This is a genomic window from Anoxynatronum buryatiense (genome assembly GCF_900182905.1).
In the GTDB taxonomy this organism is placed as follows: Bacteria; Bacillota; Clostridia; order Peptostreptococcales; family Tindalliaceae; genus Anoxynatronum; species Anoxynatronum buryatiense.
This window is the reverse complement of sequence record NZ_FXUF01000003.1, coordinates 105249-128163: the sequence shown is the minus strand read 5'-3', so window position 1 is coordinate 128163 and position 22915 is coordinate 105249. Positions and strand designations below refer to the sequence as shown.

Annotated in this window: 26 protein-coding genes; all 26 read right to left on the bottom strand. The window is 43.1% G+C overall.

Annotated elements, in window-relative coordinates; translation table 11 throughout:
• Positions 1-1185, bottom strand: coding sequence for a protein-glutamate methylesterase/protein-glutamine glutaminase (locus tag QOL74_RS05340; RefSeq protein WP_283408414.1), 1185 nt, complete (start codon positions 1183-1185; stop codon positions 1-3).
• The gene (locus QOL74_RS05335; RefSeq protein WP_283408413.1) at positions 1186-1827 is read right to left on the bottom strand and encodes a flagellar brake protein; all 642 of its coding nucleotides are present in this window, start codon (positions 1825-1827) and stop codon (positions 1186-1188) included.
• Positions 1828-1839: 12 nt separating this feature from the next.
• The gene (locus tag QOL74_RS05330; protein WP_283408412.1) at positions 1840-2742 is read right to left on the bottom strand and encodes a MinD/ParA family protein; all 903 of its coding nucleotides are present in this window, start codon (positions 2740-2742) and stop codon (positions 1840-1842) included.
• Positions 2742-3878, bottom strand: coding sequence for a flagellar biosynthesis GTPase FlhF (flhF, locus tag QOL74_RS05325; protein ID WP_283408411.1), 1137 nt, complete (start codon positions 3876-3878; stop codon positions 2742-2744). The genes QOL74_RS05330 and flhF overlap by 1 nt, the downstream gene beginning before the upstream one ends.
• Positions 3875-5905 (bottom strand): flagellar biosynthesis protein FlhA, encoded by a 2031-nt coding sequence (gene flhA / locus QOL74_RS05320; protein WP_283408410.1) that lies wholly within the window; start codon positions 5903-5905, stop codon positions 3875-3877. The genes flhF and flhA overlap by 4 nt, the downstream gene beginning before the upstream one ends.
• Entirely contained in the window at positions 5902-7008 is a 1107-nt protein-coding gene (gene flhB, locus QOL74_RS05315) for a flagellar biosynthesis protein FlhB (RefSeq protein ID WP_283408409.1), read from the bottom strand. Before flhB ends, flhA begins: the two co-directional genes overlap by 4 nt.
• Positions 7009-7018: 10 nt before the next feature.
• Entirely contained in the window at positions 7019-7807 is a 789-nt protein-coding gene (fliR, locus tag QOL74_RS05310; RefSeq protein WP_283408408.1) for a flagellar biosynthetic protein FliR, read from the bottom strand.
• Positions 7808-7822: 15 nt separating this feature from the next.
• The gene (gene fliQ / locus QOL74_RS05305) at positions 7823-8092 is read right to left on the bottom strand and encodes a flagellar biosynthesis protein FliQ (RefSeq protein ID WP_283408407.1); all 270 of its coding nucleotides are present in this window, start codon (positions 8090-8092) and stop codon (positions 7823-7825) included.
• Positions 8093-8113: 21 nt separating this feature from the next.
• The gene (fliP, locus tag QOL74_RS05300) at positions 8114-8917 is read right to left on the bottom strand and encodes a flagellar type III secretion system pore protein FliP (protein WP_283408406.1); all 804 of its coding nucleotides are present in this window, start codon (positions 8915-8917) and stop codon (positions 8114-8116) included.
• A complete protein-coding gene (locus QOL74_RS05295) occupies positions 8910-9308 on the bottom strand; it encodes a hypothetical protein (RefSeq protein WP_283408405.1) in 399 nt (132 codons plus the stop codon). Before QOL74_RS05295 ends, fliP begins: the two co-directional genes overlap by 8 nt.
• Positions 9309-9323: 15 nt before the next feature.
• Complete coding sequence (locus QOL74_RS05290; protein ID WP_283408404.1) at positions 9324-9686, bottom strand: response regulator; 363 nt, start codon at positions 9684-9686, stop codon at positions 9324-9326.
• A 136-nt stretch (positions 9687-9822) separates the two neighbouring features.
• Positions 9823-11010: a flagellar motor switch phosphatase FliY gene (gene fliY, locus QOL74_RS05285; RefSeq protein ID WP_346771718.1), complete on the bottom strand. Its 1188-nt coding sequence runs from the start codon at positions 11008-11010 to the stop codon at positions 9823-9825.
• On the bottom strand, positions 10994-11989 hold the full coding sequence (fliM, locus tag QOL74_RS05280; RefSeq protein ID WP_283408403.1) for a flagellar motor switch protein FliM: 996 nt from the start codon (positions 11987-11989) through the stop codon (positions 10994-10996). The genes fliY and fliM overlap by 17 nt, the downstream gene beginning before the upstream one ends.
• A gap of 12 nt (positions 11990-12001) precedes the next feature.
• Positions 12002-12418: a flagellar basal body-associated FliL family protein gene (locus tag QOL74_RS05275; protein WP_283408402.1), complete on the bottom strand. Its 417-nt coding sequence runs from the start codon at positions 12416-12418 to the stop codon at positions 12002-12004.
• Positions 12419-12440: 22 nt separating this feature from the next.
• Positions 12441-13187 carry a flagellar motor protein MotB gene (locus QOL74_RS05270; RefSeq protein ID WP_283408401.1) on the bottom strand — a complete coding sequence of 249 codons (747 nt, stop codon included), beginning with the start codon at positions 13185-13187 and terminating at the stop codon, positions 12441-12443.
• Positions 13187-13975 carry a flagellar motor protein gene (locus QOL74_RS05265; protein ID WP_283408400.1) on the bottom strand — a complete coding sequence of 263 codons (789 nt, stop codon included), beginning with the start codon at positions 13973-13975 and terminating at the stop codon, positions 13187-13189. The genes QOL74_RS05270 and QOL74_RS05265 overlap by 1 nt, the downstream gene beginning before the upstream one ends.
• A 40-nt stretch (positions 13976-14015) precedes the next feature.
• Complete coding sequence (locus tag QOL74_RS05260) at positions 14016-14198, bottom strand: flagellar FlbD family protein (RefSeq protein ID WP_283408399.1); 183 nt, start codon at positions 14196-14198, stop codon at positions 14016-14018.
• Positions 14199-14263: 65 nt separating this feature from the next.
• Positions 14264-15658 carry a flagellar hook protein FlgE gene (locus QOL74_RS05255; RefSeq protein WP_283408398.1) on the bottom strand — a complete coding sequence of 465 codons (1395 nt, stop codon included), beginning with the start codon at positions 15656-15658 and terminating at the stop codon, positions 14264-14266.
• Between the two features lie 87 nt (positions 15659-15745).
• Entirely contained in the window at positions 15746-16135 is a 390-nt protein-coding gene (locus QOL74_RS05250) for a TIGR02530 family flagellar biosynthesis protein (RefSeq protein WP_283408397.1), read from the bottom strand.
• Between the two features lie 27 nt (positions 16136-16162).
• Complete coding sequence (locus tag QOL74_RS18455) at positions 16163-16591, bottom strand: flagellar hook capping FlgD N-terminal domain-containing protein (protein ID WP_430383856.1); 429 nt, start codon at positions 16589-16591, stop codon at positions 16163-16165.
• A gap of 36 nt (positions 16592-16627) precedes the next feature.
• Positions 16628-18037, bottom strand: a complete 1410-nt coding sequence (locus tag QOL74_RS05240; RefSeq protein WP_283408396.1) for a flagellar hook-length control protein FliK — start codon at positions 18035-18037, stop codon at positions 16628-16630.
• A gap of 38 nt (positions 18038-18075) precedes the next feature.
• The gene (locus QOL74_RS05235) at positions 18076-19317 is read right to left on the bottom strand and encodes a hypothetical protein (protein ID WP_283408395.1); all 1242 of its coding nucleotides are present in this window, start codon (positions 19315-19317) and stop codon (positions 18076-18078) included.
• A 21-nt stretch (positions 19318-19338) separates the two neighbouring features.
• Positions 19339-19782, bottom strand: a complete 444-nt coding sequence (fliJ, locus tag QOL74_RS05230; protein ID WP_283408394.1) for a flagellar export protein FliJ — start codon at positions 19780-19782, stop codon at positions 19339-19341.
• Between the two features lie 15 nt (positions 19783-19797).
• Positions 19798-21114 carry a flagellar protein export ATPase FliI gene (gene fliI, locus QOL74_RS05225; protein ID WP_283408393.1) on the bottom strand — a complete coding sequence of 439 codons (1317 nt, stop codon included), beginning with the start codon at positions 21112-21114 and terminating at the stop codon, positions 19798-19800.
• Complete coding sequence (locus QOL74_RS05220) at positions 21114-21899, bottom strand: FliH/SctL family protein (protein ID WP_283408392.1); 786 nt, start codon at positions 21897-21899, stop codon at positions 21114-21116. Before QOL74_RS05220 ends, fliI begins: the two co-directional genes overlap by 1 nt.
• A complete protein-coding gene (gene fliG / locus QOL74_RS05215) occupies positions 21892-22911 on the bottom strand; it encodes a flagellar motor switch protein FliG (RefSeq protein ID WP_283408391.1) in 1020 nt (339 codons plus the stop codon). The genes QOL74_RS05220 and fliG overlap by 8 nt, the downstream gene beginning before the upstream one ends.
• Positions 22912-22915 lie beyond the last annotated feature (4 nt).

Genomic DNA, 22915 nt, shown 5'->3' with positions numbered 1-22915 from the left:
CTACCGGCCTCCTATTCTGTTGGTGATTGCATCGGTGATCCGTTCCAAAGACACTACCTGGTCGACAACACCTGCAACAACTGCACTTTTGGGCATTCCATAAACAACACAGCTTTGTTCATCTTGAGCAAGTACGTACGTTTTCGTGACACATTTCAGGTTTTTGATTCCCTTCGTTCCATCAGCACCCATTCCTGTCATGACAACGCAAATGACCTCCTCAACGCTACTTTCTGCCAGCGAATCAAACATGCGATCCGCCGCCGGTCTGTGACCGCCTACAGGGTCTTCTCTTGTGAGTTCAACGTGCAATCGATGCCTGGATGGTTTGACTGTCAGGTGATAATCGCCTGGCGCAATATATACCGTTCCTGGTTGTATGATTTCACTTTGTTCTGCCTCTTTGACAGTCACTTGAGATAATTGATTAAGACGTTCTGCTAATGATTTGGTAAAGCCAGGCGGCATGTGTTGCACTACTAAGACCGGCAAGGAAAGATTTTGAGGTAGAAAAGGTATCACCGATTGCAATGCTTTTGGCCCTCCGGTTGAAACAGCGATAGCAACTAACCGTTTTATTGAAAGTGACGATTCTTCAACCGTTGTCATTTTCATACCCCGAACCGGCGGTTTTTCAATCATCTCTTTTGCCTCAAGGCGCGTGTAAGAATCTTCGATGCGTTCTTTTTTTGCTGATTTGGGGTGTTCTTTGACCTGCACTTCCATTTCCCGCTTCATTCTGGTCGGAACATGGGTTGGTGTCACCTGAACTCGGTACGAAATTGATTCTTTTATTTTTGCAATCAAATCATTTCTAAACTGCCCCGACGTAATCATAAAAGAAAGTGTTGGTTTTTGTATGAAATCCACAGCACCCAGCTCCAACGCACGAATCGTCTCAGGACTTCCTTCTTCCGTAAGGCTGCTGAGCATGATAACAGGCACAGGGCACTCTTTCATCACAGCTTCCAGAGTTTCAAGCCCGTCCATCACCGGCATTTCAATATCCAGTGTGATCACATCCGGTTTATCTTGAGCAATAATACCCATGGCTTCTTTACCATTGCGCGCATGAGCAATCACTTGGATCAATGGATCACTATGTAGTATATCATTAATGACTTTTCTCATGAAGGCAGAGTCATCAACAACCAGCACCCTTATGGGAGTTGAGGGATTCCTCATCTAGACCAGTCCTTTTTGGCGCAATTCTCCTTGTTTATGGAAAATATAGCCAACTATTTTATTCTGATTTTGTTCGCTAACATCAATGAATTGTGCGCCAATTTCGTAGCGCTTATCGTGGGGCATCCTCTGAGAGCGAACAATTTTTGCCGCCACTGCAATTACATGTTCGTCAAGATGTAATGTGCACTCAATTTTTTCTCCCACATAAAATGATCGAGGTGAAATCATTCTAACACCACCGCCACTGATATCCTGAACAACCGCTTCACAAGATTGTTCATTTTCAAGGCTCCTTAACCTGCACTGCAGCATGTATTTCAGGCGAAAAAATTCGCGTCGCTGGGTTTTTTCCGGTTCTGTCAATCGGGCAATCTGAAAATAAGTCAGGTGATCATCCTTCACTTTTTTAAGGAAAGTTGCCTGAAACATGTAAATACCCGCTTCGCGATAGTAGATGATATCAGCCTTTTGACCGACACGAATGGGGTATTCAACTCCCTTAGACACAGGTGGCGTCACATAATAGAACTCGCTGTCGACATTCATCACCTGAGAATAGAGTACAATATATCCATCGGGATTTGACGGATGATAAATGCGCACATCCACTTTATCTCCCGTTTCCAAAAGAATTTCCATCAATCCCGCTCCTTACCGGAAAATCCCCATTAGTCGATGTACAAACCCACCTCTGTTCATGGACACATGATCAAAAGAGTCATTTTCATTCGTCAGTCTTAACGCAATTACTTCTATGTTTTTGGCGGCGATGCTGCCAGGATACTCGACCATTAACGGTGTCTGCTTTTTAACCGCTTTTGATACCGACACATCTTCCAGAACAGTTCCCAGCTTTTCCAGTTTTTTGCCCAAAAATTTCTCACTGGCATTACTAATTTTATCATAGTACTGGTTTCCTTCTTTCGTTGTTTCAGCACGATTAATCACAATATGGATGCGTGTCGTCAGTTTTTCATTGGATATGGCCTTGATCATTGCATACGCATCTGTTAGTGAGGTAGGCTCAGGTGTTGTCACCACTATGATATCATCACTTGCTCCAGAAAAAGCCAAGATGCTTTTTGACAAACCTGCACCCGTGTCGATGATGGCCACATCAAAAAGCTGGTATAGTTCCTGAAAGTGAAAAATAAGCCGTTGAATTTTTTCCTGTGGAAGATCCAGCAAATCCATCATCCCAGAGCCGCCAGAAATAATTTTAAGGCCTTCTGGTCCATTCCCAAGAATGTCTTCCAGTTTCATATCTGAGTATAGTAGATTATTTAAAGTGTATCGGGGCACAGTTCCTGCTACAACGTCCACATTGGCCAAACCCAGGTCGGCATCAATGACAACGGTACGTTTTCCCAGGCGACAAAGTGCAATTCCCAAATTGATGGAAAAATTTGTTTTACCGACTCCACCTTTTCCACTTGTAACACAAATAAACCTTGTTCTTTGTGCTGATGATGCAATTTCAGCACTTTCAAAGGTCTCAGCTTTTTTTTCGATCCTATTCTGGATCATTTCTCTTAATTTGCCCGCCTGATCCATTATGGTTTCTCCTTAATGAGCAGATTAATGATTTTCTCAACGGTGACTGCTTCAATATCATCCGGCACACTCTGACCTGTAGTCATAAATGAGATGGGTTTTGATGTCAGTACCGGTACATTTACCAGCGTTCCAAAGGCTGAGGCTTCATCAATTTTTGTGATAATGATTTTATAGTCATCTAAAAACTGATACTTTTCCAGTATATCACGAATGTCCTGCTGTCGTGTTGTGCAGCTTAATAATAAATAAATTTCTTTCTGCGGAATTTGCTCCAGCAAGCCCATCAGTTCATTCATTTGCTGGTCATCCTGATGACTTCTCCCTGCTGTATCGATCATAATGAGATCAAGATGGCTCAACTGCTTTATGGCTTCGCCCACTTCGGAGGCCTGGTAAATCACCCGCAAAGGGATATTAAGAATATCTGCATAGGTTCTCAGTTGTTCAACCGCTGCAATACGATAGGTATCGGCACTAATGAGACCCACACTCTTTCCTTCATTTAGGGAAGCTCTGGCTGCTAACTTGGCAATTGTTGTTGTTTTTCCAACACCCGTTGGGCCGACAAAAACAATCATCTGTTGTCTTGGATCATATGGTTTAATGATTACATGTTGCTGCACACATTCTCTTATGATTTCTCGAATGTCATGCTCATCGCTTTGAAAATCTTTCATTGAATGAAGGGAATTCTGGCAGTTTTGGACAAGTTTGTCAGCAACCGACTGATCCAAATCATTTTTTCGAAATATAAGCTCAATAAAAGATTCTTCAATAGCCACTTTCCCCTTATCAATATCAGTTTGCTGTTGCATCAACTGATTGATCATTTCCCTGATTTGTTTCAGTTCTTCTTCAACCGGATCAACTTGTGACTGAACGGGTGTGATGGGTTTCATTCTTTGAACCGGTGTCGGTAGAGGCCTTTGAGCTTGCACTGAAGTATTCATAGCAGAAGACGGCATGTCTTCTTTGGCCGCAACAACCTCAATCACAGGCTTTTTAAAAAAACCTAACAATCCTTTGGGTTTCACTTTTCGTTGATGTATGATGACTGCATCAGGCCCCAGTTCCATTTTCACTTTCATCAATGCTTCATGATTATCCCGTGCCTGGATTCTTTTAATCTTCATGCGGCACTCACCACCCCAATGGATTCAATTTCTACAGACGGATCAATTTCATTATAAGATAGAATGATGAGATCCGTCGATATTTGCTCGGAAATACGTTTGAAATAGATACGCACAACAGGCGCAGTTAAAATCACAGGCTGTTCTCCCATGGAAATCAGCTTTTGCACTTGTCGTGAAAGACTATTTAATAACCGTTGCATCAAATCAGGCTCCAAGTTCACATAGGTGCCACTTTCAGTCTGTTTTAAAGACGACATAATAGCTTGCTCAAGAGATTTGTCCAGGACAATCACTCTGAATGGCTGCGTTGTAATGAACTGTCTGGTAATTGCACGACTGAGGCCTTGTCGGACGTATTCTGTCAGCATATCGGTATCACGTGTAATAACAGCGTAATCTGCCAGCGTTTCCAGAATCGTCACCAAGTCTCGAATGGAAATTCCCTCTTTTAAAAGGTTAACCAACACTTTTTGCACTTCACCCAATGATAACTGATTGGGAACCAGTTCATCCACCAGGGCACCGTTTTCTTCTTTGACATTATCAATTAGTTTCTTAACATCCTGACGGCCAAGGAGTTCATGCGCATGTTTTTTGATGATTTCTGTCAAGTGGGTCGCAATGATTGAGGGCGGATCAACAACCGTATAACCTGCCATTTCAGCTTTCTCGCGTTCCTGCTCATTAATCCATTTGGCAGGCAGACCAAAGGCTGGTTCAATCGTTTCGATGCCTTCAATGGATTCATCAGCGGTGCCAGGATTCATGGCCATGTAATGATCAAACATAATATCACCTGAGGCAATCTCTATCCCCCTGATTTTAATGATGTATTGATTTGGCTCCAACTGAATATTGTCGCGCAGTCGAATCATTGGAACAATAATTCCCATTTCCAGCGCACACTGACGCCTAATCATGACTAAGCGATCAAAGAGGTCTCCTCCCTGGCTTGCATCTGCCAGAGGCAAAATACCATACCCAAATTCCAGTTCTATTGGATCTACATTCAGCAGTGGCATCACATTTTCCGGCTTTCTTTTTTCTTCAATTTCCTCCTGAATCATATCCGTCGGTTCAGTTGTTTCAATCTGCTTGAGTTCTCTTCTTAAAGTCAGTCCCATGAACAAAAAGGCGAATGAAATGACTAAGAATGGAAATGTGGGTAACGGTGTCATTCCAAATAAAAACAGCACTCCAGAGAGTATCAGCATCACAGTTGGCTGGCGAAATAATTGACGGAGCAGATCACTACCCAAATTACCCTCAGAAGCCGCTCTGGTAACAATAATACCTGTTGCTGTTGAAATGAGGAGCGCGGGTATTTGAGAAACCAACCCATCTCCTACCGTTAGTAATGTATATTTCTGGATAGCTTCGCCAAAACTAAGGCCTCCCATTGCCACACCGATAACCAAGCCTGCCATAATGTTAATTAAAGTAATAAGGATGCCGGCAATCGCATCGTTTTTAACAAATTTACTGGCACCGTCCATTGCACCATAAAAGTCAGCTTCCTGCTGTATTTTTTTGCGTCTTTCTCTGGCCTCCGTATCATCGATGAGACCAGTGTTTAAATCAGCATCAATGGCCATTTGTTTTCCTGGCATCGCATCCAGTGTAAATCGAGCTGCAACCTCAGCAACCCGCTCAGCTCCTTTTGTGATAACCAAAAACTGAACTAATACAATAATGACAAACACGATAAATCCCACTATCGCATTACCCTGCATAACAAAATTACCGAAGGTATCAATCACACTGCCTGCATCGCCCTGGGAAAGAATGTAACGTGTTGTTGTAATGTTTAATGATAACCTGAATAGCGTTGTTACAAGAAGAATAGATGGGAATACAGAAAATTCCAGTGCTTCTCGAATATACATAGCAAGCACCAGAATTAAAAGCGCCAATGAAATGTTGAAACTGAGCAGCACATCAAGCAAGCCCAATGGAATTGGTATAACAATTATGACAACAATCCCAATAATTGCTAATACTACTAAAATGTCGCCCTGTTTCATCGTCGGGCCTCCTTCATTTGTTTGCTATCCAACTGGTAAACATATGCCAAAACTCCGGCAACAGCCTCATAGAGATCTGGAGGGATTAAATCACCAATTTCAACAGTATCATATAGCACTCTTGCAAGCGCTCGGTTTTCGACCATTGGTATACCATGTTCTTCAGCAATTTTCTTAATATTTTGAGCGACGAGATTCTGTCCTTTCGCCACCACGACAGGTGCTGCATATTGTTCAGGAGCATATCTAACTGCAATGGCATAATGGGTTGGATTTGTTATGACTACGTCTGCTTTGGGAATTTCCTGCATCATACGCCGCATTGAAATCTGCATTTGCTTTTGGCGAATTTTCGATTTAATTTTAGGATCTCCTTCAACTTGTTTGTGTTCGTCTTTTACTTCCTGCTTACTCATTTTAAGTTTCTTCTCGTGTTCATATTTTTGATAGTAATAGTCCAAAACAGCCAACAAAACTAAAACGGCTCCAGCTCTTAATCCAATGTTGAGTGTTATTTGCGACACAATGGCGATCGATTGTTCGATTTCACGCTCCATTAAGCTGAATATCGTTCCCAGTTGGGACGTGATATAACGAAAAATGACAAACCCTATTAAAAATATTTTAATCAACGATTTGAAAAGTTCCATCACTTTTTCAAGAGAAAAGAGCTTTTTGAGTCCCTTTATGGGATTAAGCTTGCTTAACTTGGGTTGAAGCGGTTTTGAGGATATTAAGAACCCGACCTGCAAGAAACTGCATGTGACACCAATAACTAAAACTACCAGCGCCAGAGGCATTGTCATAATCAAAATTGCAGCAATAAGTGTAAGTGTCAACGCCTGAATATTTTTTATGGTAAAAAGATGATCTCCCAGCATAAATTCATCAAAAACATAATGACTGACATTCATCATCGTTGAACCATAATGACTTGATAGCAAAAAAAGCAGGACAAACGCAGCAAGCAGGGTCAGTGAAGTATTAATTTCCCGGCTCTGCAGCACCTGTCCTTCTTCTCTTGCTTTTTTCCGTTTTCGGGGAGTTGCTTTTTCAGTTTTTTCATCTTCGGCAAACAGTTGAAGATTAATTGACCATTCCATAACATCATCCTTATGAAAGCAACTGGATCATCTGATAGATTCCCTGAAACATACGGTCGAAAAAGCTTTCAGAAAAAGGTAACAGCGCCTGCAGTGTCACCCAAATGGTCAGCATACCAACAACAATTCGTAATGGCATACCAACGACAAATACATTTATTTGGGGCATCGTTTTGGCAAAAATTCCAAGAACAACATTTGCTAGAAAAGAAGTCACCACAACCGGCAGGCTTAAGAGAAATGCCATAACTGTCATATCTCTAAAAAAGGTGATCATTCCACGAACCAAATCATCTGACAGTATGATCACATGTCCAATGGGAATCTGGTGATAGCTGTCATTAAGTGCTCTGATAAAAATATGGTGACCGTTGATGCTCAGAAAAATAAATACAAATAAAATGTTGTAGAAACTTCCAAAGATAGGCATTTCAGTGTCAGATAAGGGGTCAATGGCATTTACCATGGCAAACCCGGTTTGTCTGTCGAGTAAAGTGCCGGCCAGCGAAGTAAGCGAAAAATAGACGGCACCAACAAAACCGATTAAAATTCCCACAAGCAACTCCTGGATGGATTGACCTGCGAATAAAATCAAGTTCCCGCTATGAACAACAGCAGTTCCTTCAACCAACGGCATCAATATAAAACTGATCATACCCGCCATTCCAATCCGAGCGACCATGGGCGTGTTTTCGTTGGAAAAGATTGGTGCCGATACGAAAATGCCACTGACGCGCATAAATACCAACAGGAAGAGATCGACTGACTGCAACAAAAAATCAATGGTATTTTGTTCCATGAACTGCACCACTCTTTACTGAATAAATTGCGAAAAGTCACTAAACAAACTGGTTGTAAAGTTGATTAGAATAGAGAGCAGCCACGGTGCGAAGATGATCACTGAAGCAAAAACAGCAACAATTTTGGGAACAAAGGTTAATGTCTGTTCTTGTATGGAAGTAATTGTCTGAAATATGCTGACACTCAAACCGACAATCAGTCCAAATCCAAGCATTGGGGCAGCCATGATGAGGATGGTTAGCATAGTTTGCTGGCCCAATTCAATGATCATACCTTCGTCCATTGTTCTTTCTCCTTCCGTTGTTTACCTGAAGCTTGTGATCAGTGAGCGAATAATCAGGTTCCATCCATCAACCATAATAAATAGCAGTAATTTAAACGGCAGTGAAATCATGGCCGGCGGCAGCATCATCATTCCCATGGAGAGTAAAGTACTGGCAATCACCATGTCGAGTACGATGAAAGGTATAAATAAGACGAACCCTATTTGAAATGCAGTTTTCATTTCACTGATAATAAATGCAGGAATCAGAACAGTGTTGGACACTTCTTCCAGGCTTGTAACCGGCCCTTCATCGGCAATCTCCATAAACATAGCGAGATCTTTTTCCCGGGTTTGTCGAAACATAAACTCACGGATCGGATCCATTGCATTCGTAAATGCCTCAACTTGATTAATCTCCTGATTAAGGTAAGGCTGCAACGCTTGATCGTTGATATCTGTCAGCACAGTTCTCATGGTGAAGAGGGTCAGGAAGAGTGCTAAGCCAATAATTATCTGATTAGGAGGCGTTGTTTGCGTTGCGATTGCTCTTCGCAAGAATCCCAACACAATCACAATACGCGTAAAGCTTGTGAGCATAATCAGAATAGCAGGAGCCAATGACAGTACCGTCAGTAAAAGCAATATCTGCAAACTTGAAGCAACTTCTTCGGGATTTTCGGCTTCGCTAAAGTTGATTTCCAAACTGGGAAAAGGTAGAGTTGCAGCTTCAGAATGGTCAGGCACTCCTATCACCGTCACGAAAACCATCAGCAAGATCATCACACAATGAAGGCTTACGCGCCGTGATCGATTTTTATGATGAATACCTGTTGATCTAATCATAATCACCCTCTTGAGGGCCTTCCTGTCGAACATCAGGGTTGGTCCGTGTTATGAGCCGATGAATGATCTGTGGAAATCCGACTGGGTTCGATTTGTCAATCGTCATATCTCCGGTTTGTTTACTGACTTCCCATTCTTCAATGGAATACTTATCCAGGGTCACCATTTCTTTTCCTTGGCCAGCAACAATGTACACCTTTGATCCTACCTTAATAGCCTGAATATTCACCCCTCCGGGAAGAATGGTTTTTTCCAGCAGGGATATGTGGCGCGTTTTAGAAATCAGCGATGTTTTATTGCCAATCCAGCGCGTTGTATAATAAGCACCGATAATCATAAGTGTCGTAACAGCGAAAAAAAGAAATAATGACACTGCGGCAGAGTCATTCATATAAAACATCCTTTACTATCCAATCACTTTTTTCACTGCTTCAATGACACGTTCAGCCTGAAATGGCTTGACAATAAAGTCTTTTGCACCAGCCTGAATGGCTTCAATAACCATACTTTGCTGTCCCATCGCTGAACACATGATAATCTTTGCATTTGGATCAACTTTCTTAATTGCCTTAACTGCTTCAATCCCATCCAGTTCAGGCATTGTAATATCCATGATGGTAAGGGTTGGTGACAGTTCTTTGAATTTTTCGACAGCCACTGCTCCGTTTTCTGCCTCTCCAATTACTTCAAGGCCGTTTTTTGTTAAAACATCTTTGATCATCATTCGCATAAAGGCTGCATCATCAACGATTAGAATTCCATTAGCCATTGGTTATCCTCCTCAAATTTTGATCGGCTGAGTCTTGCATCAGCTAATCTCTTCATCATTTGTTTTCAATCAAGTGTGTATTTCAACACAGTACTTCGCATTTCATTATACACAATTCAGCACTAAACATAAAGCATCATATCTTCGAGAAACGCTTATTGGGATTAACAATGTCTGTCACTCGGATGCCATAGTTTTCATCAATGACCACTACTTCACCCTTAGCAACATATTGACCATTAACCAGTATATCCAGCGGCTCTCCCACAATACGATCGAGTTCAACAATTGTACCCGGTCCAAACTCCAACACTTCACTCACACGTTTTACAGTTCGTCCCAGTTCAACAGTCACTTTTAACGGGACATCCTGGATTAAGGCAATATTTTCAGGAATGGCGGTCCCTGATGCAGTATCGTCAAAAGACTGAAACTGAGCAGGTTGAACATTCACATTTGGCTGTGGCTGAGCAACTGGCGGCGGTGTTGACTGCCGCTGAGGTGTGGCAGGCGGTTGCATCGCCGGTGCTGTCGGCATTGTCGCTTCATCAAAGTCCATCATGAAGTCATCATTTGCCGCTGGCATTGGCTGTGGTGCCGTCGTAGTTGGAGCCTCTGATCCACCACTTTCAGGCATCAACGTTTGAACCATCTCATTGGCAAAATCAATTGGAATCAACTGCATGATTTCACTGTCAATCAAGTCTCCAACTTCCATTTTGAAAGCAATGCGTACAAAAGTCTCATCCAAGTCTGATACATGCTGATTCAGATTTGGTGTCTGTAAATCAAGTTGAAATGCTTTTGGGGGGCTGATGTCGATTTTCTTCATAAACATTTCCGACAGGGAAGTTGACGATGATCCCACCATTTGATTCATCGCTTCAGCAATGGCACTCAAATGCAAGTCAGAAATCGGATCGTCTGTCGCCTCGGGTGACTGACCCATCATAAGATTAGTGATAATTTTCACATCAGATTCTTTCAGCACCATTAAATTAGTGCCTTTAATCCCTTCTTTATAGCGCACTTCAACACCAACGAAAGGAAGTGGATATTCCTTTGAAAGGTTTTTGAGACTCATTAATGCAACTCTGGGTGTTGTAATCACCACTTTATTATTCAACAATGTTGATAACGTGGTTGCCGCTGTTCCCATACTAATATTGCCGATTTCACCGATCGTATCTTTGGCCTGCTCTGAAAAATAAATTTCTTCTTCAGTCGTTGCCGCTTCTGATGATGGTTCATCATCAGATGAATCTCCACCGCTCAACAGAGCATCAATTTCTTCCTGGGATAACATATCACTCATCAAGTTCATCCCCTCTCTCTTCTTTACTCGTGATTCTCACAGCTAAATGGTTATTACTGGTACCCGGCACACCTCTGTATTTCATTTTATCTCCCACATAAAGAATCAATTCGCCATCAGTCGGAGTGTCGAGACCAATCACATCGCCAACCTGCATTTCCAGAAAATGACGAACAGTAATGTGCGTATGTGCCAACTCGGCTCCTATTTCAACCCGTGTTTTTTCAACACGCTTTTGAAGCTTCAACTTATCATCTTCAGTCACTGATTTTGAAATACTTGCAAACCAAAACCGGGTGCTCAGTTTGTCGATAATAGGTTCAATCACCAAGTGGGGCAGGCAAATATTGAGCAGACCTTCCACTTCACCTATTCGCAGACTCAGCGTCACCAGTGCAATCGTTTCATTATGAGAAACGATTTGTGCAAACTGGGAGTTCGTTTCAATTTTGTCCAACTTGGGATTAAGTTCAACCACATTTTCCCAGGGCTGCTCCATCAGTGCGATGATTTGTCTTTTCAGCTTTTTGATCAGGGTTAACTCGATTTCAGTAAAAGTTCGCGATTCATTGAACGGTTTTCCACTGCCTCCCAGGATGCGGTCTATAATATTAAATGCAATTGAGGGTGACAGATCAACAATGATTTGACCTGATAAAGGTTGAAAATTAACAATTGACAATACCGCAGGATTAACCACGGAGTTGCTGAACTCATAATAGGACAGCTCTTCAACGTTCTTGACCTCGGCATGAATATAGGTGCGCAAGTATCCGGAAAGAAACGTATTTAATGACCGGGCAAAATTTTCGTGAATAATCTGCAGGGTCCTCAACTGATCCTTTGCCAGCTTTTTAGGACTTTTAAAATCGTACAGTTTAATTTTTTTGTCCTGCTGAACATCTTTCATTTCGTCAGCATCAACTTCACCGCTGCTCAACTGCGCCAAAAGCGCATCTATCTCGCTTTGTGACAAAACATCTGCCAAGGCTGTCACCTCCTACTGCACGATATATTCCACAAAATACACATTGGAAATCTGATCTGATTGCGACACTTCGGAGATAACCTGTATCAGCTCCTGGCGAAGTAGTTGCTGACCTTCAGGGTCAAGCACATCCTCAGCCCGCTTCCCAATTAGTGTTTTTATGACGCTGTCCCGCAAAACAATGTGGTTATTTTCCAATGTATCCAACAACTTTTTGTCGGTTGTTTCCACCACTATTGAACCTCTGAAGAAACTTCGCTGAGAACCCAAATTTGTTGAAAATTCCCCCAGTTGATACTCAAAGGTGGGTATCACCACCACTTTTTCAGAGGGCGTCCGAAAAACAAAAATATAGAGAAGGCTTCCCACCAAAATCGCTGTGACCAAAAATGCAACCAGCGAGATAATGATGATTTTTTTCATATCCATTTACATCCCTCCTGTCATCATATTAGCGGCTGGTGGCAGTGAATTCAGAGCGAAGTATCACAATATCCACCCGTCGATTCTTTGACTTGTTTTCTGCTGTATCGTTTGGTGCCACGGGATGATATTCTCCATAACCTGATGCGGAAAACCGCACCGGCTCCACGTTCAGCTCTTCAATCATATATCGAACCACATTCGCGGCACGGGCAACCGATAGCTCCCAGTTGGTTTCGTACCGCGCCCCCGGACGCAGGGGATCAGTATCTGTATGTCCTTCTATTCGGACAAATTTATCATAAAACTCCGGCTCCCGAATGACCATTCCAACAAAGTCAAGTATTTCCAGTGAATCGGTTTTAATTTCTGACCTGCCTGAATCAAACAATACATTATCCTGAAAGCGCAGCACCAATCCTCGCGTTTCAAGTGTCACCAGAACATCCGCCTGCATGTCTCTTTCTTCAAGAAATTCTGCCAAGCGCTCCTGGAGTCTGCGAAAATCTTCCAGTTCCTGGAGCTCCTGCAGGGTAAGGTCATCCAGCTCTGCTTCTGATAGTATTTCACTGGGTTCTATGGTTCGTCCTGCCTCAAGTACACCTACCGCTCCCTGAAATGATTGAATGAAAGCATCCAGTTTGCGCACATCGATTTCTGAAAAGGCAAAAAGAAGAACGAAGAAACACAGCAGGAGTGTCACCATATCTCCGTAGGTTGTCATCCACTCCGGAGCACCTTTTTTAGCCTCTTCTGCCGGTTTTTTTCTGGGCATTACTCTTCCTCACCTTTCTGCTTCTGTTCCGATATTTCAGCCCGGACTTTAGGCGGTAAGAAGGCTTTTAATTTTTCTTCGATAATTCTAGGGTTTTCCCCCGCCTGTATTGAAAGCAGCCCTTCAAGCATAATTTCTTTCAGCAAGATTTCTTCTCGACTTCTAAATTTCAGCTTGTTGGCAATGGGAAGAAAGATCAGGTTTGCCATTAGAGACCCATAAAAGGTGGTGATAAGAGCAACAGCCATACTCGGACCAATGGTGGAAGGGTCATCCAACCTTCGCAGCATATTAATAAGGCCAATAAGCGTTCCGATCATTCCGAAAGCTGGTGCATAGGTGCCCATTACTTCAAAAATACCCTGACCTTCTTTGTGTCTTTCTTCTACAAAAGAAAGTTCAGTTTCCAGAAGATTACGCACCAACTCAGGGTCGGTCCCATCAACCACCAACATGACACCCTTTTGCAAGAACGGGTCATCAATTTGCTCAGAAGCCTCTTCAAGGGCTAACAACCCTTCTTTTCGAGCTGTATTGGCTAAATCAATTACTTTAGTAATGATTATACCAGCTTCATTCTTTTGTGCCGAGAATGCTTTTCGTACGACTTTGAGAGAATCCAGCACTGTGTATAGTGGGTAAGCCACAAAAGTAGCTGCAACCGTACCGCCAACAACAATTAGGATAGATGGCAAATTAAAGAATGTAACAATGTCGCCATCCTGCATAATTCCCATAATGATAAATGCCAGACCTACCAGGATTCCCACAATGGTTGCTAAATCCAAAACAGCACCCCTTTTCCCTTTGCCGATATCAAATGCTCAGCTAAATATGTATGTTTCGTTTATATTGAATAACCTTTTCCAGAATCTCGTCAATAGAATCAGCCACAACGATTTTCTGACCATTGGTTAGTGTGATCACAGTATCCGGTGTTTCTTCAATCGCTTGAATGAGTTCGGCATTAATGACTATTTCGCTTTGATTGAGGCGTTTGAGCCTGATCATGGGCATTCTTCCTTTCAGGTACTCCGGGAGCCGTTAACGGCTCCCGGACTCATTTCCTGTTGAACCTATCGTTTCATGTTAACAACTTCCTGCAGCATCTCATCACTGGTGGAGATAATACGAGAATTCGCCTGGAAACCACGCTGGGTAGTGATCATGTTGGTGAACTCTCTTGATAAGTCTGTATTTGACATTTCAAGAGCTCCGGGATTTAGTCCGCCAAATCCACCCGCCCCAGGTGCACCAATGATGGCCTGACCTGAGTTGTTGGTGACACGGTACAGGTTGCTGCCGGTTTTCTCAAGACCTGCCGCATTTTTGAAGTTTGCCAGAGCAACACGACCGATGATCCGGCTTTGGCCATTATCAAAGAATCCAGTAATTTCTCCTGTTGAGGCTACTGAAAAGTCTTCCAGTGTCCCCTGTTTGAAACCGTTGATATTCGGAGCTGAAGCCGTGGATTCGTTGGCAAACATGGTCAAACCTGCAAAACTTATCGTAAATGGTAAAACACCTGCTCCGTTGGTTAGTCCTGCACCAATCGAAAGATTTAAGGTTGTTGTTGTGCCAGTAAGCCTGCCATCTTTATCAAACTCAATTGTTGGACTTGTTGTCGGTGCAGTTGGCGGGTCAGTGACAGCTCCTCCTGTTGCTCCTCCTGCCTGAATGACAGTACCATCTTTGTTTAGGTAGAAGGTTTCCATCGAATATTCACTGATGGGATTATCTGGGTCTGTATTATCCACTCCAGTTTTAACAAAAACTTGCTTAATACGGTGAATACCGCCCAGTCCATCATATACCTCAAAGGTTGTTTCACGGGCAATGTACTGTTCCATACCTGCATTAACAACCAGACGATCGTCAACAATCGAATATATCCCTGCTGGGTCTACAATATCGCCCGCCCAAATAGGTGCTTCACTGTTCAAATTGCCTTCATATCCCACGCGGTCTGTTGCTTCTGCCGGAAATGATTGAGCTTTTGAGATAACTAATCCTTCCAGATTGCTTCCCAGAACACCTTCATTGTCTGCCATATACCCCAGTACCCGATATCCGTCCGGGGTAACCATATTGCCGTCTCGGTCAAGGGCAAAACTGCCGGCGCGGGTATAGCTTCGGTTGAGGAAGTTGGCGTCGTTGGAAACGATGAAAAAACCATCGCCATTAATCATCATATCTGTATTGTAATCGGTTCGTTCCACAGCTCCACGAATATGAAAGGTATCCATGGATGCCACGTTAATCCCCAGACCCACCTGCTGCGGATTGGTACCTCCAAGGCCCGCCTGGGGTGACCCAGCGCCTCTCAGGGTTTGGTTAAAGACTTCCTGAAAAGTCACCCGGTTTGCTTTATATCCCACTGTGTTGACGTTCGCTATGTTATTGCCGATGGCATCCATACGAAGCTGATGAGCCCGCAGGCCCGACACAGCAGAGAACATTGATCGCATCATCTTACATGACCTCCTATGAGTTGGTTCACTTCCTCTGTCAGTCGGAAGTGACAAGCCCCCACCATGTGGTCCGGCTTGTTGTTCGCTTTAGACAATCACTGCTCCATCGATGTTGGTAAAAACCTGATCTTTTAATTGATCCTCAACTGTAGCAGTAATCACTGTTTTGTTCTTCACACTGGCAATGAATGCACGATTATCCATCATAATCAGTGTCTCTTTAATTCCTTTTTTCGCTGCCTGACTGATGCCAGCATCGATACGCAGTATTTCCTGAGGTGTCAGTATAATATTTCGCTGCATCAATCTTTCGGTGGCATGTTTAGAAAAAACCACATGGTGCTGTCTTTGCACATGTTCGTTTAAAACGTGCTTGAAAGAGTTGCCATCATCGGTTGCCGACGTGATTTTGGGGTTTCCTGCAGCCGGCTGAACAGGACTGATGGCTGAGTTAATTTTAAGTTCATATGCCTTCATGCTGTCGCCTCCCTGCGAATATACACTTTATGGTTCTGATACTTCTTTATCTTCATCATTGCCCTCTTCTGAATCTTCGGGGTCGGGATTCTCTGGCGCCGGTGTACTGGTGCCCAGATACGCTTCAAGCATTAAATTCAGTTTTGTCAATTGGGTGGCAATGGTTGTCTGGCTGTTCACAATATTGTTGTTCATGTGAATCATGTGATCCATGATTTCTTCATGATTGGCTTTATAAGAGTCATTGAGATTCTGCATTTGTTCCAATGAACTGAACTGTGCCATTTGTGCAATGAATTCCCGATCTTCCATGGGGCTTAAAGGGTCCTGATTACTCAATTGCGTCACCAAAAGTCTCAGGAAGGCATCTTTGTCCAGCACACTATTGTTTTGGCTGCTCTGTTGCGGATCATATTCCCGTGTTTTCCAATCAATTTGATCTACTGTATTCGGCATGATAAACCTCCTTTCCTGCAAATTTTACTGGCTTACTTATCCCACCTGGTCAAATCCGCCTGTAGTTAAATATGGATTGTGAGATTCCATTTGAACCGCGGCTGTTGTTAACCCACTGACACCCTCTGACATTTCGGCTTTGTTGAGTCTTCGCCGTTGACGAGCTTGCTGAAACTGAAAAGCCCGCTGTTTGTCTGATGACTCAGGGTCTTGTCCAACGAAAACTTCCAACCCAGACAAGTTCACTCCCTTGCCAGAAAGCGCGTCTCTCAGTTGCCCAAAATTTGATTCGATTAAATCACGTGCCTGCTGTGTTTCGGCATAAATTCTGGCAGTCAGACCATTCTGTTGATTGGCAACTAGCTGGATTGTCAATTTTCCCAGATTCTCCGGAATCAGCTGCATGGTAACCTGACTTTCATTTTTGCTGTGAATAACCTGGATTTTTTGCATTAACTGTTGAGTCACATCCTGCTGCAAGTGTTCTTTTTGATGATCGAGCTCCTGGACGAAACTGTTTTGACTAAGCCAGAGTTCCACCTGATTGGGTGTCATTTGAACAAGTGTTTCACCTTGATGATTGATGGTCACACTGGCCGGTTCGGGTGATTGTCGTTGTTCTTTTCCCTGCTGGTCTGGCTGTTGTTGATTCGAGCTATTCGAAGCCTGAGTCAGGTCAATCACAGTTTCTGCCTTCTGGTCTGCCATACCCGCTGGTGATTTTTCAGGTGTGACGATTTCTTGCTTTGTGTCAGGTACTACCGCCTGTTGACTCTCTGCCAAAACTGTCGGTTGTTCTTCTTTTGCAGTTTGTGACAGTTTTTGCAAACCTTCTTCAGGCATTAGTTCCTGTTGCAGTTTATGAAGGAGCTCTTTCAGCCCTTTTTCAATCTCATCATGACTGCTTTCGTCAGATTTCATCAAATCCTGAAATTCTTTAACCATGTCGAGTAATGATTTTGCCAACAACTCACTTTCATTAGCAGCTTTTGATAATACGTGATCTTGATCTGTGTCTGCCACTATACTCAGGTCGTTGAATTTCAGTGCCTGAAGAAGTGCTGAGAGCAGTTCATCCGCAGGCAGTTCCTGCCAGTTTTCCGGAATAACCATCTCTTGGTCGACTTTCGTTTCTTCTGTTTCAAGCACTTTTTCATCTTTCACTGCTGGCAAATTTTGAATTGCTTCAGTCTGATCTTTTGTTTGTGAAGCTTGATTCTGAAGTGTTTGTGGTGTTTGTGGTGTTTCTGATTGTGCAGCAATGTTTCTGTTCATTGGTTGACGGCCTTCATCTTTTCCCCGCTGATTGATTCTGTTATTGCTTTTTTCAAGAGAGTTTTTCAGAAAACGATCGAAGGATCCTGATGAAGCTGATCGTTTTTGAAGAGATCTGTCTGCTCTTTGTTGCAACGCAGGCATCATCATATTTTGATCGATTTTTTGCATTCTTTCACCTCCTTTCAAATATGATTGTCAAATCTATCCTACTCCCCGTAAAGCCTTTGGGAGAGCAAAACCGCTCTTGGAGTGCTGAGTTGGCCCAGTAATTCCGAAATTAATGCTGGCCTCATTTCATTCAGGACATCTAAGACTAACTGTTCTTCAGTAATCACAATCTGATCTTCCGGCGAAAAAATATGTTGTTGTACAATGGTGTTGCTTACCAGCATACGTTCTACCAAAGGAGCCAGTTCTGCTAAATCCATTCGCTGATAAACCGCTACCAGTTCCTGTATTTTTCGGTTGTAATCCTGATAGACACTAACTGCTTCTGTTAATTGTTTGGTTTTTCCTTCTCTTGATTCAACCAGTTTTTCCAGCTGCATCATTTCTTTTAGAAGTTGTTGGGTTATTTCCGGATCTTCAGACCTGGCCAGAATTCTACCACCTTTGCTGACGCTCAGTTGATGGTATAAAAATGCAAGGTCTGTCAGCGGGTGCTCATTTTCAGTTGTCAATAATGGAATGAGTTCTTTAACACGTTTACTGCTGTATAAGTTTGACTGCTGTATGAGTCCCTGCTCATGACTTAGCTGAGAGGCCACTTGCTTATCAATCTCTGACAAGAGGGATCCCGGCAACTGATTGCGCACCTGCTGTACCAGACTGTCATCAAGGTAACGCATATAGTAGGCCGCTTGTGCCGGCGCAAACTGATGAAATAATTGTCCCAGCTCATCAGATCTGATTTCACCAGAGCGATGCATTCTTTGAATTTCATTGACAGCATCAGGACGTGACAGCGAGGTCAAGTAACTTGACAGGGACGATGAACGGACAAGAAGGTCCTGTTCAACCTCTTCAAGGATGCGCAGGAGTGTATCATCATTGACAAATGCTCGCTGCAATTTTTCAGTCACATCTGCCATTTTTCGGGGGTTTTCCCGATTCATCATTAACAGTAAATCCTGATAAAGCTGCTCGTCTTCAGCTCGAATGACCAAAAGTTTGTCAACAATGCGATCCTGATCCATGGTGATATAATGACGGGCGATTTCCCGCTTCAAAATATCTTGATCTTCTGGTGTCGGCAACGACCTGAAATAGTTTCCCGCCGGACCTGGAATCAAAGACAATATATTATTTGTGGATTGTTTAAAAGACTCATTGCTGACATAAAGGACACCTATTGTCACAATGGGAATTAGTAATACTACCAAAACGACAATAAGGATTGTTTTAAAGGAACCGGCTTTTTCATCTCTTTCCTGAATGGCTTCCGACATCGCGACCTCCTTGTTGCACAACTATTTCAATGCATTTTTAAAGGATACGAACTGGTCGATACCGGCCCGCTCAATTTTTTGCTCTGTTTCACGAAAGGATTCAAAATCTTTTTCTTTAATTTTTTCGAATTTTCGGGTCTCTTTTTTTGCTTCTACCAATATATTTCGGCATTTTTCCACTTCTTCTTCAGCATCATCAATCATCGTCTGCTGCAGACGGATCAAATCCTGAAACCATTGTATCTGATTTGACTTCAGTTGCATCTCTGATACACGTACCTGTTGGTGGATTGCCTCGTGCCATAGTGACATTGCTTTCTCATGTTGTTCAGTTAAATGAGCTAATTTTTTTTTCTCTTCCTCCAGCTTTCCAACAGCTTCTCCAAGCTTCATTTTGGCTTCATCTTCTTTTTTTACCTTAAAAGCAAGCAAATTTTCGAAACGAAATTCAAACCCTTTTGGCATTACCAGCAACTCCCTTTATTCTTGAAGCAACTCTGCCATTAACTCAAGCGTGCGATCATATGTTGTCGGCTCGTGCACATCTTGCTGAAGAAACTGATTGATGGCTTCTATTTTTTCAATGGCATAGTCGATTTTTCTATTGGAGCCTCTTGCATAGGCCCCAATGCTAATCAAATCTTCAGCTTCCTGATACGTTGAAAGGATTTCCTTCACTTCATTCGCCATTCGTGTATGTTCTTTCGCAACGATATTTGGCATCACACGACTTAAGCTTGCCAATACATCGATGGCTGGATAATGAGTTCTGTTGGCAAGCTTTCTGGAGAGCACGATATGCCCGTCAAGTATTCCCCGTACTGCATCGGCAATCGGTTCGTTGAGGTCATCACCATCCACAAGAACCGTATATAGACCAGTGATGGCGCCATTTTCAGAAGTGCCAGATCGCTCAAGTAACTTAGGCAATACCGCGAAAACTGATGGTGTGTATCCCTTTGTTACCGGTGGCTCTCCAATTGCAAGGCCTATTTCTCGTTGAGCCATTGAAAACCTGGTGATGGAGTCCATCATCAGCATCACATTCAATCCTTCATCCCGGAAATACTCAGCCACTGCACTGGCCAGGAGGGCACCTTTCATGCGAATCAGAGGCGGCTGGTCTGAAGTGGCAACAATGACCACTGAGCGTTTCAAACCTTCTTGTTGAAGATCGTTGTCAATAAATTCTCTTACCTCACGACCACGCTCGCCAATGAGGGCAATCACATTGACATCTGCCTGAGTGTTTCTGGCGATCATTCCCAGCAGCGTACTTTTACCCACACCACTACCTGCGAAAATACCAATCCGCTGGCCATTGCCGCATGTCAGCAGACCATCAATGTCTCTAACACCCAGGGGCAATGCATCCAGAATACGACTTCTTTCAAGAGGGTTTAGCGGCTGTCCCATCACCTGATAGCTGGTAGAACCTTGAATAGATGCTTTTCCATCAAGGGGGTTTCCCAAGCCATCCAGAACCCTTCCCAATAATTGGTTGCCAACCTTGACCTTTAAGCTCGTGCCCGTAGCTTCAACCTTGCTTCCCGGACCAATTCCTTCCATATCACCCAATGGCATTAGCAATACTTTTTTTTCTTTGAAACCAACCACTTCTGCCATAAGAGGTTTTGAATCTTTAAACGTGTAGATTTTGCAAATTTCACCAATCCTCACAGAAGGACCAACTGACTCAATTGTAAGTCCGATCACTTGGGACACTCTCCCAAAATACTTGATGAGTTCTGCCTGCTGGAGCGCTTCATGATATTTATTGAGTTCGATGCCAGGCATTAGTCATCCCCACTTTTCAATAATTCCGTAAATGCTGCTTCAATTTGACGAAGCTGCGTTTCAATTCCGGCATCAACCTGCCCCGAGGCAGTTTCTATCACGACACTCCCCGGACTCATGGAGGGGTCGCTTTTAACCTCTATATCATAGATACCTTCTGTCATTAAATAAATGCGATTTTGGTAAGCATATACCAAATCATAATCCATTTCACTCACGTGAATGACCAGATTTTCTGTATAATTGCACTTTTTGAGGCCTTCTTCAATCAGCGTAAAGATGCTTTCCTGATTGTCTTGCATTTCTGACTGAATCACGCGTCGGGAAGTTTGAATGACTAATTGGACAATCTGAGATTCCAGTTCCTTGGCCAATCGATTTCTCTCATCTATCGCCTGTTGTTTCAGTTGCTTCGCTTCCAGCAAAATCGCCATCGTTTCCTGATAACCAGATTCTTTACCCTCCGCAGAGCCAGTCTCAAAGCCAGCATGATAGCCTTCTTCTTTAGCTTGTTCCAGCGCTTTTAGACTATCCTGATAACTTTTCTCAAGAATTTCAGCAGCTTCTTTTTCAGCCTGCTCAATAATAACCGTTGACTCTTCTTCAGCTTTGGAAATGATGGACTGTCTTTCCTGTTGCCAAGCCTCATATTCTGGATAACTATCATTGGGCATGTCAGCGTTTTCGTGCAGCGCTTTTTCTTTTTCCTGGCTCTGAAAAGCACGGGCTTTAATTTCAATTTTATCCCCGATCTGCAATTGACTGGATTTGTAAATTTTATACAATAATGTCATCCCCTCCACCGCGAGCAATAATAATATCTCCGGAGTCTTCCAATTTTCTGATGACATTGACAATCTTCTGCTGCGCTTCTTCCACATCTCGTAGACGTATGGGGCCCATAAACTCCATATCTTCACGTATCATTTCAGCCATACGCTTTGACATGTTGCTGTAGAATACATTCGCCAGTTCTTCCGTGGCTCCCTTGAGGGCAATCGCCATGTCGCTATTGTCAATTTCACGGATGAACCGCTGAATAGAAGTGCTGTCCAAATTAATGATATCCTCAAAGACAAACATTTTCTTGCGAATTTGCTCTGCCAGTTCAGCGTCTTGAATTTCAAGTGTATCCATGATGTTTTTCTCTGTCCCACGATCTACCGCATTGAGGATGTCAACAATCGTTTGAATACCTCCAGCGCTGGTATAATCCTGACTTACCAGGGATGACAGATTTTTTTCAAGGACCATCTCCACTTCTTTGATGATCTCAGGAGAAGTGCGATCCATGGTCGCAATCCGTTGTGCAACCTCGGATTGCTTCTCCTGCGGTAATGCTGACAGGACCTGTGATGATTGCTCTGGAGATAAGTAAGCCAATATGAGTGCAATAGTCTGAGGGTGTTCATTCTGAATAAAATTAAGTAAGTGACTTGGGTCTGCCTTGCGAGCAAAGTCGAATGGTTTAACCTGAAGAGAGGCGGTCAGTTTGTTGATGATATCCATGGCTCTTTCAGATCCCAGTGCTTTTTCCAGCACATCTTTTGCGTAATTAATACCGCCTTCAGAAATGTACTCTTGCGCCACACATATTTGATAAAATTCTTCAAGAATACGTTCCTTTTCTTCAGGAGCCACTTTTTTCATATTGGCAATTTCCAGTGTTAATTCTTCAATCTCTTCATCATGAAGGTTTTTGAAAATCTGCGATGAATACTCCGGCCCCAGGCTGATCAACAAGATGGCAGCCTTCTCCTTGCCGCTCAGTTGACCTTTAGAACCCCGCTTACTCATAATT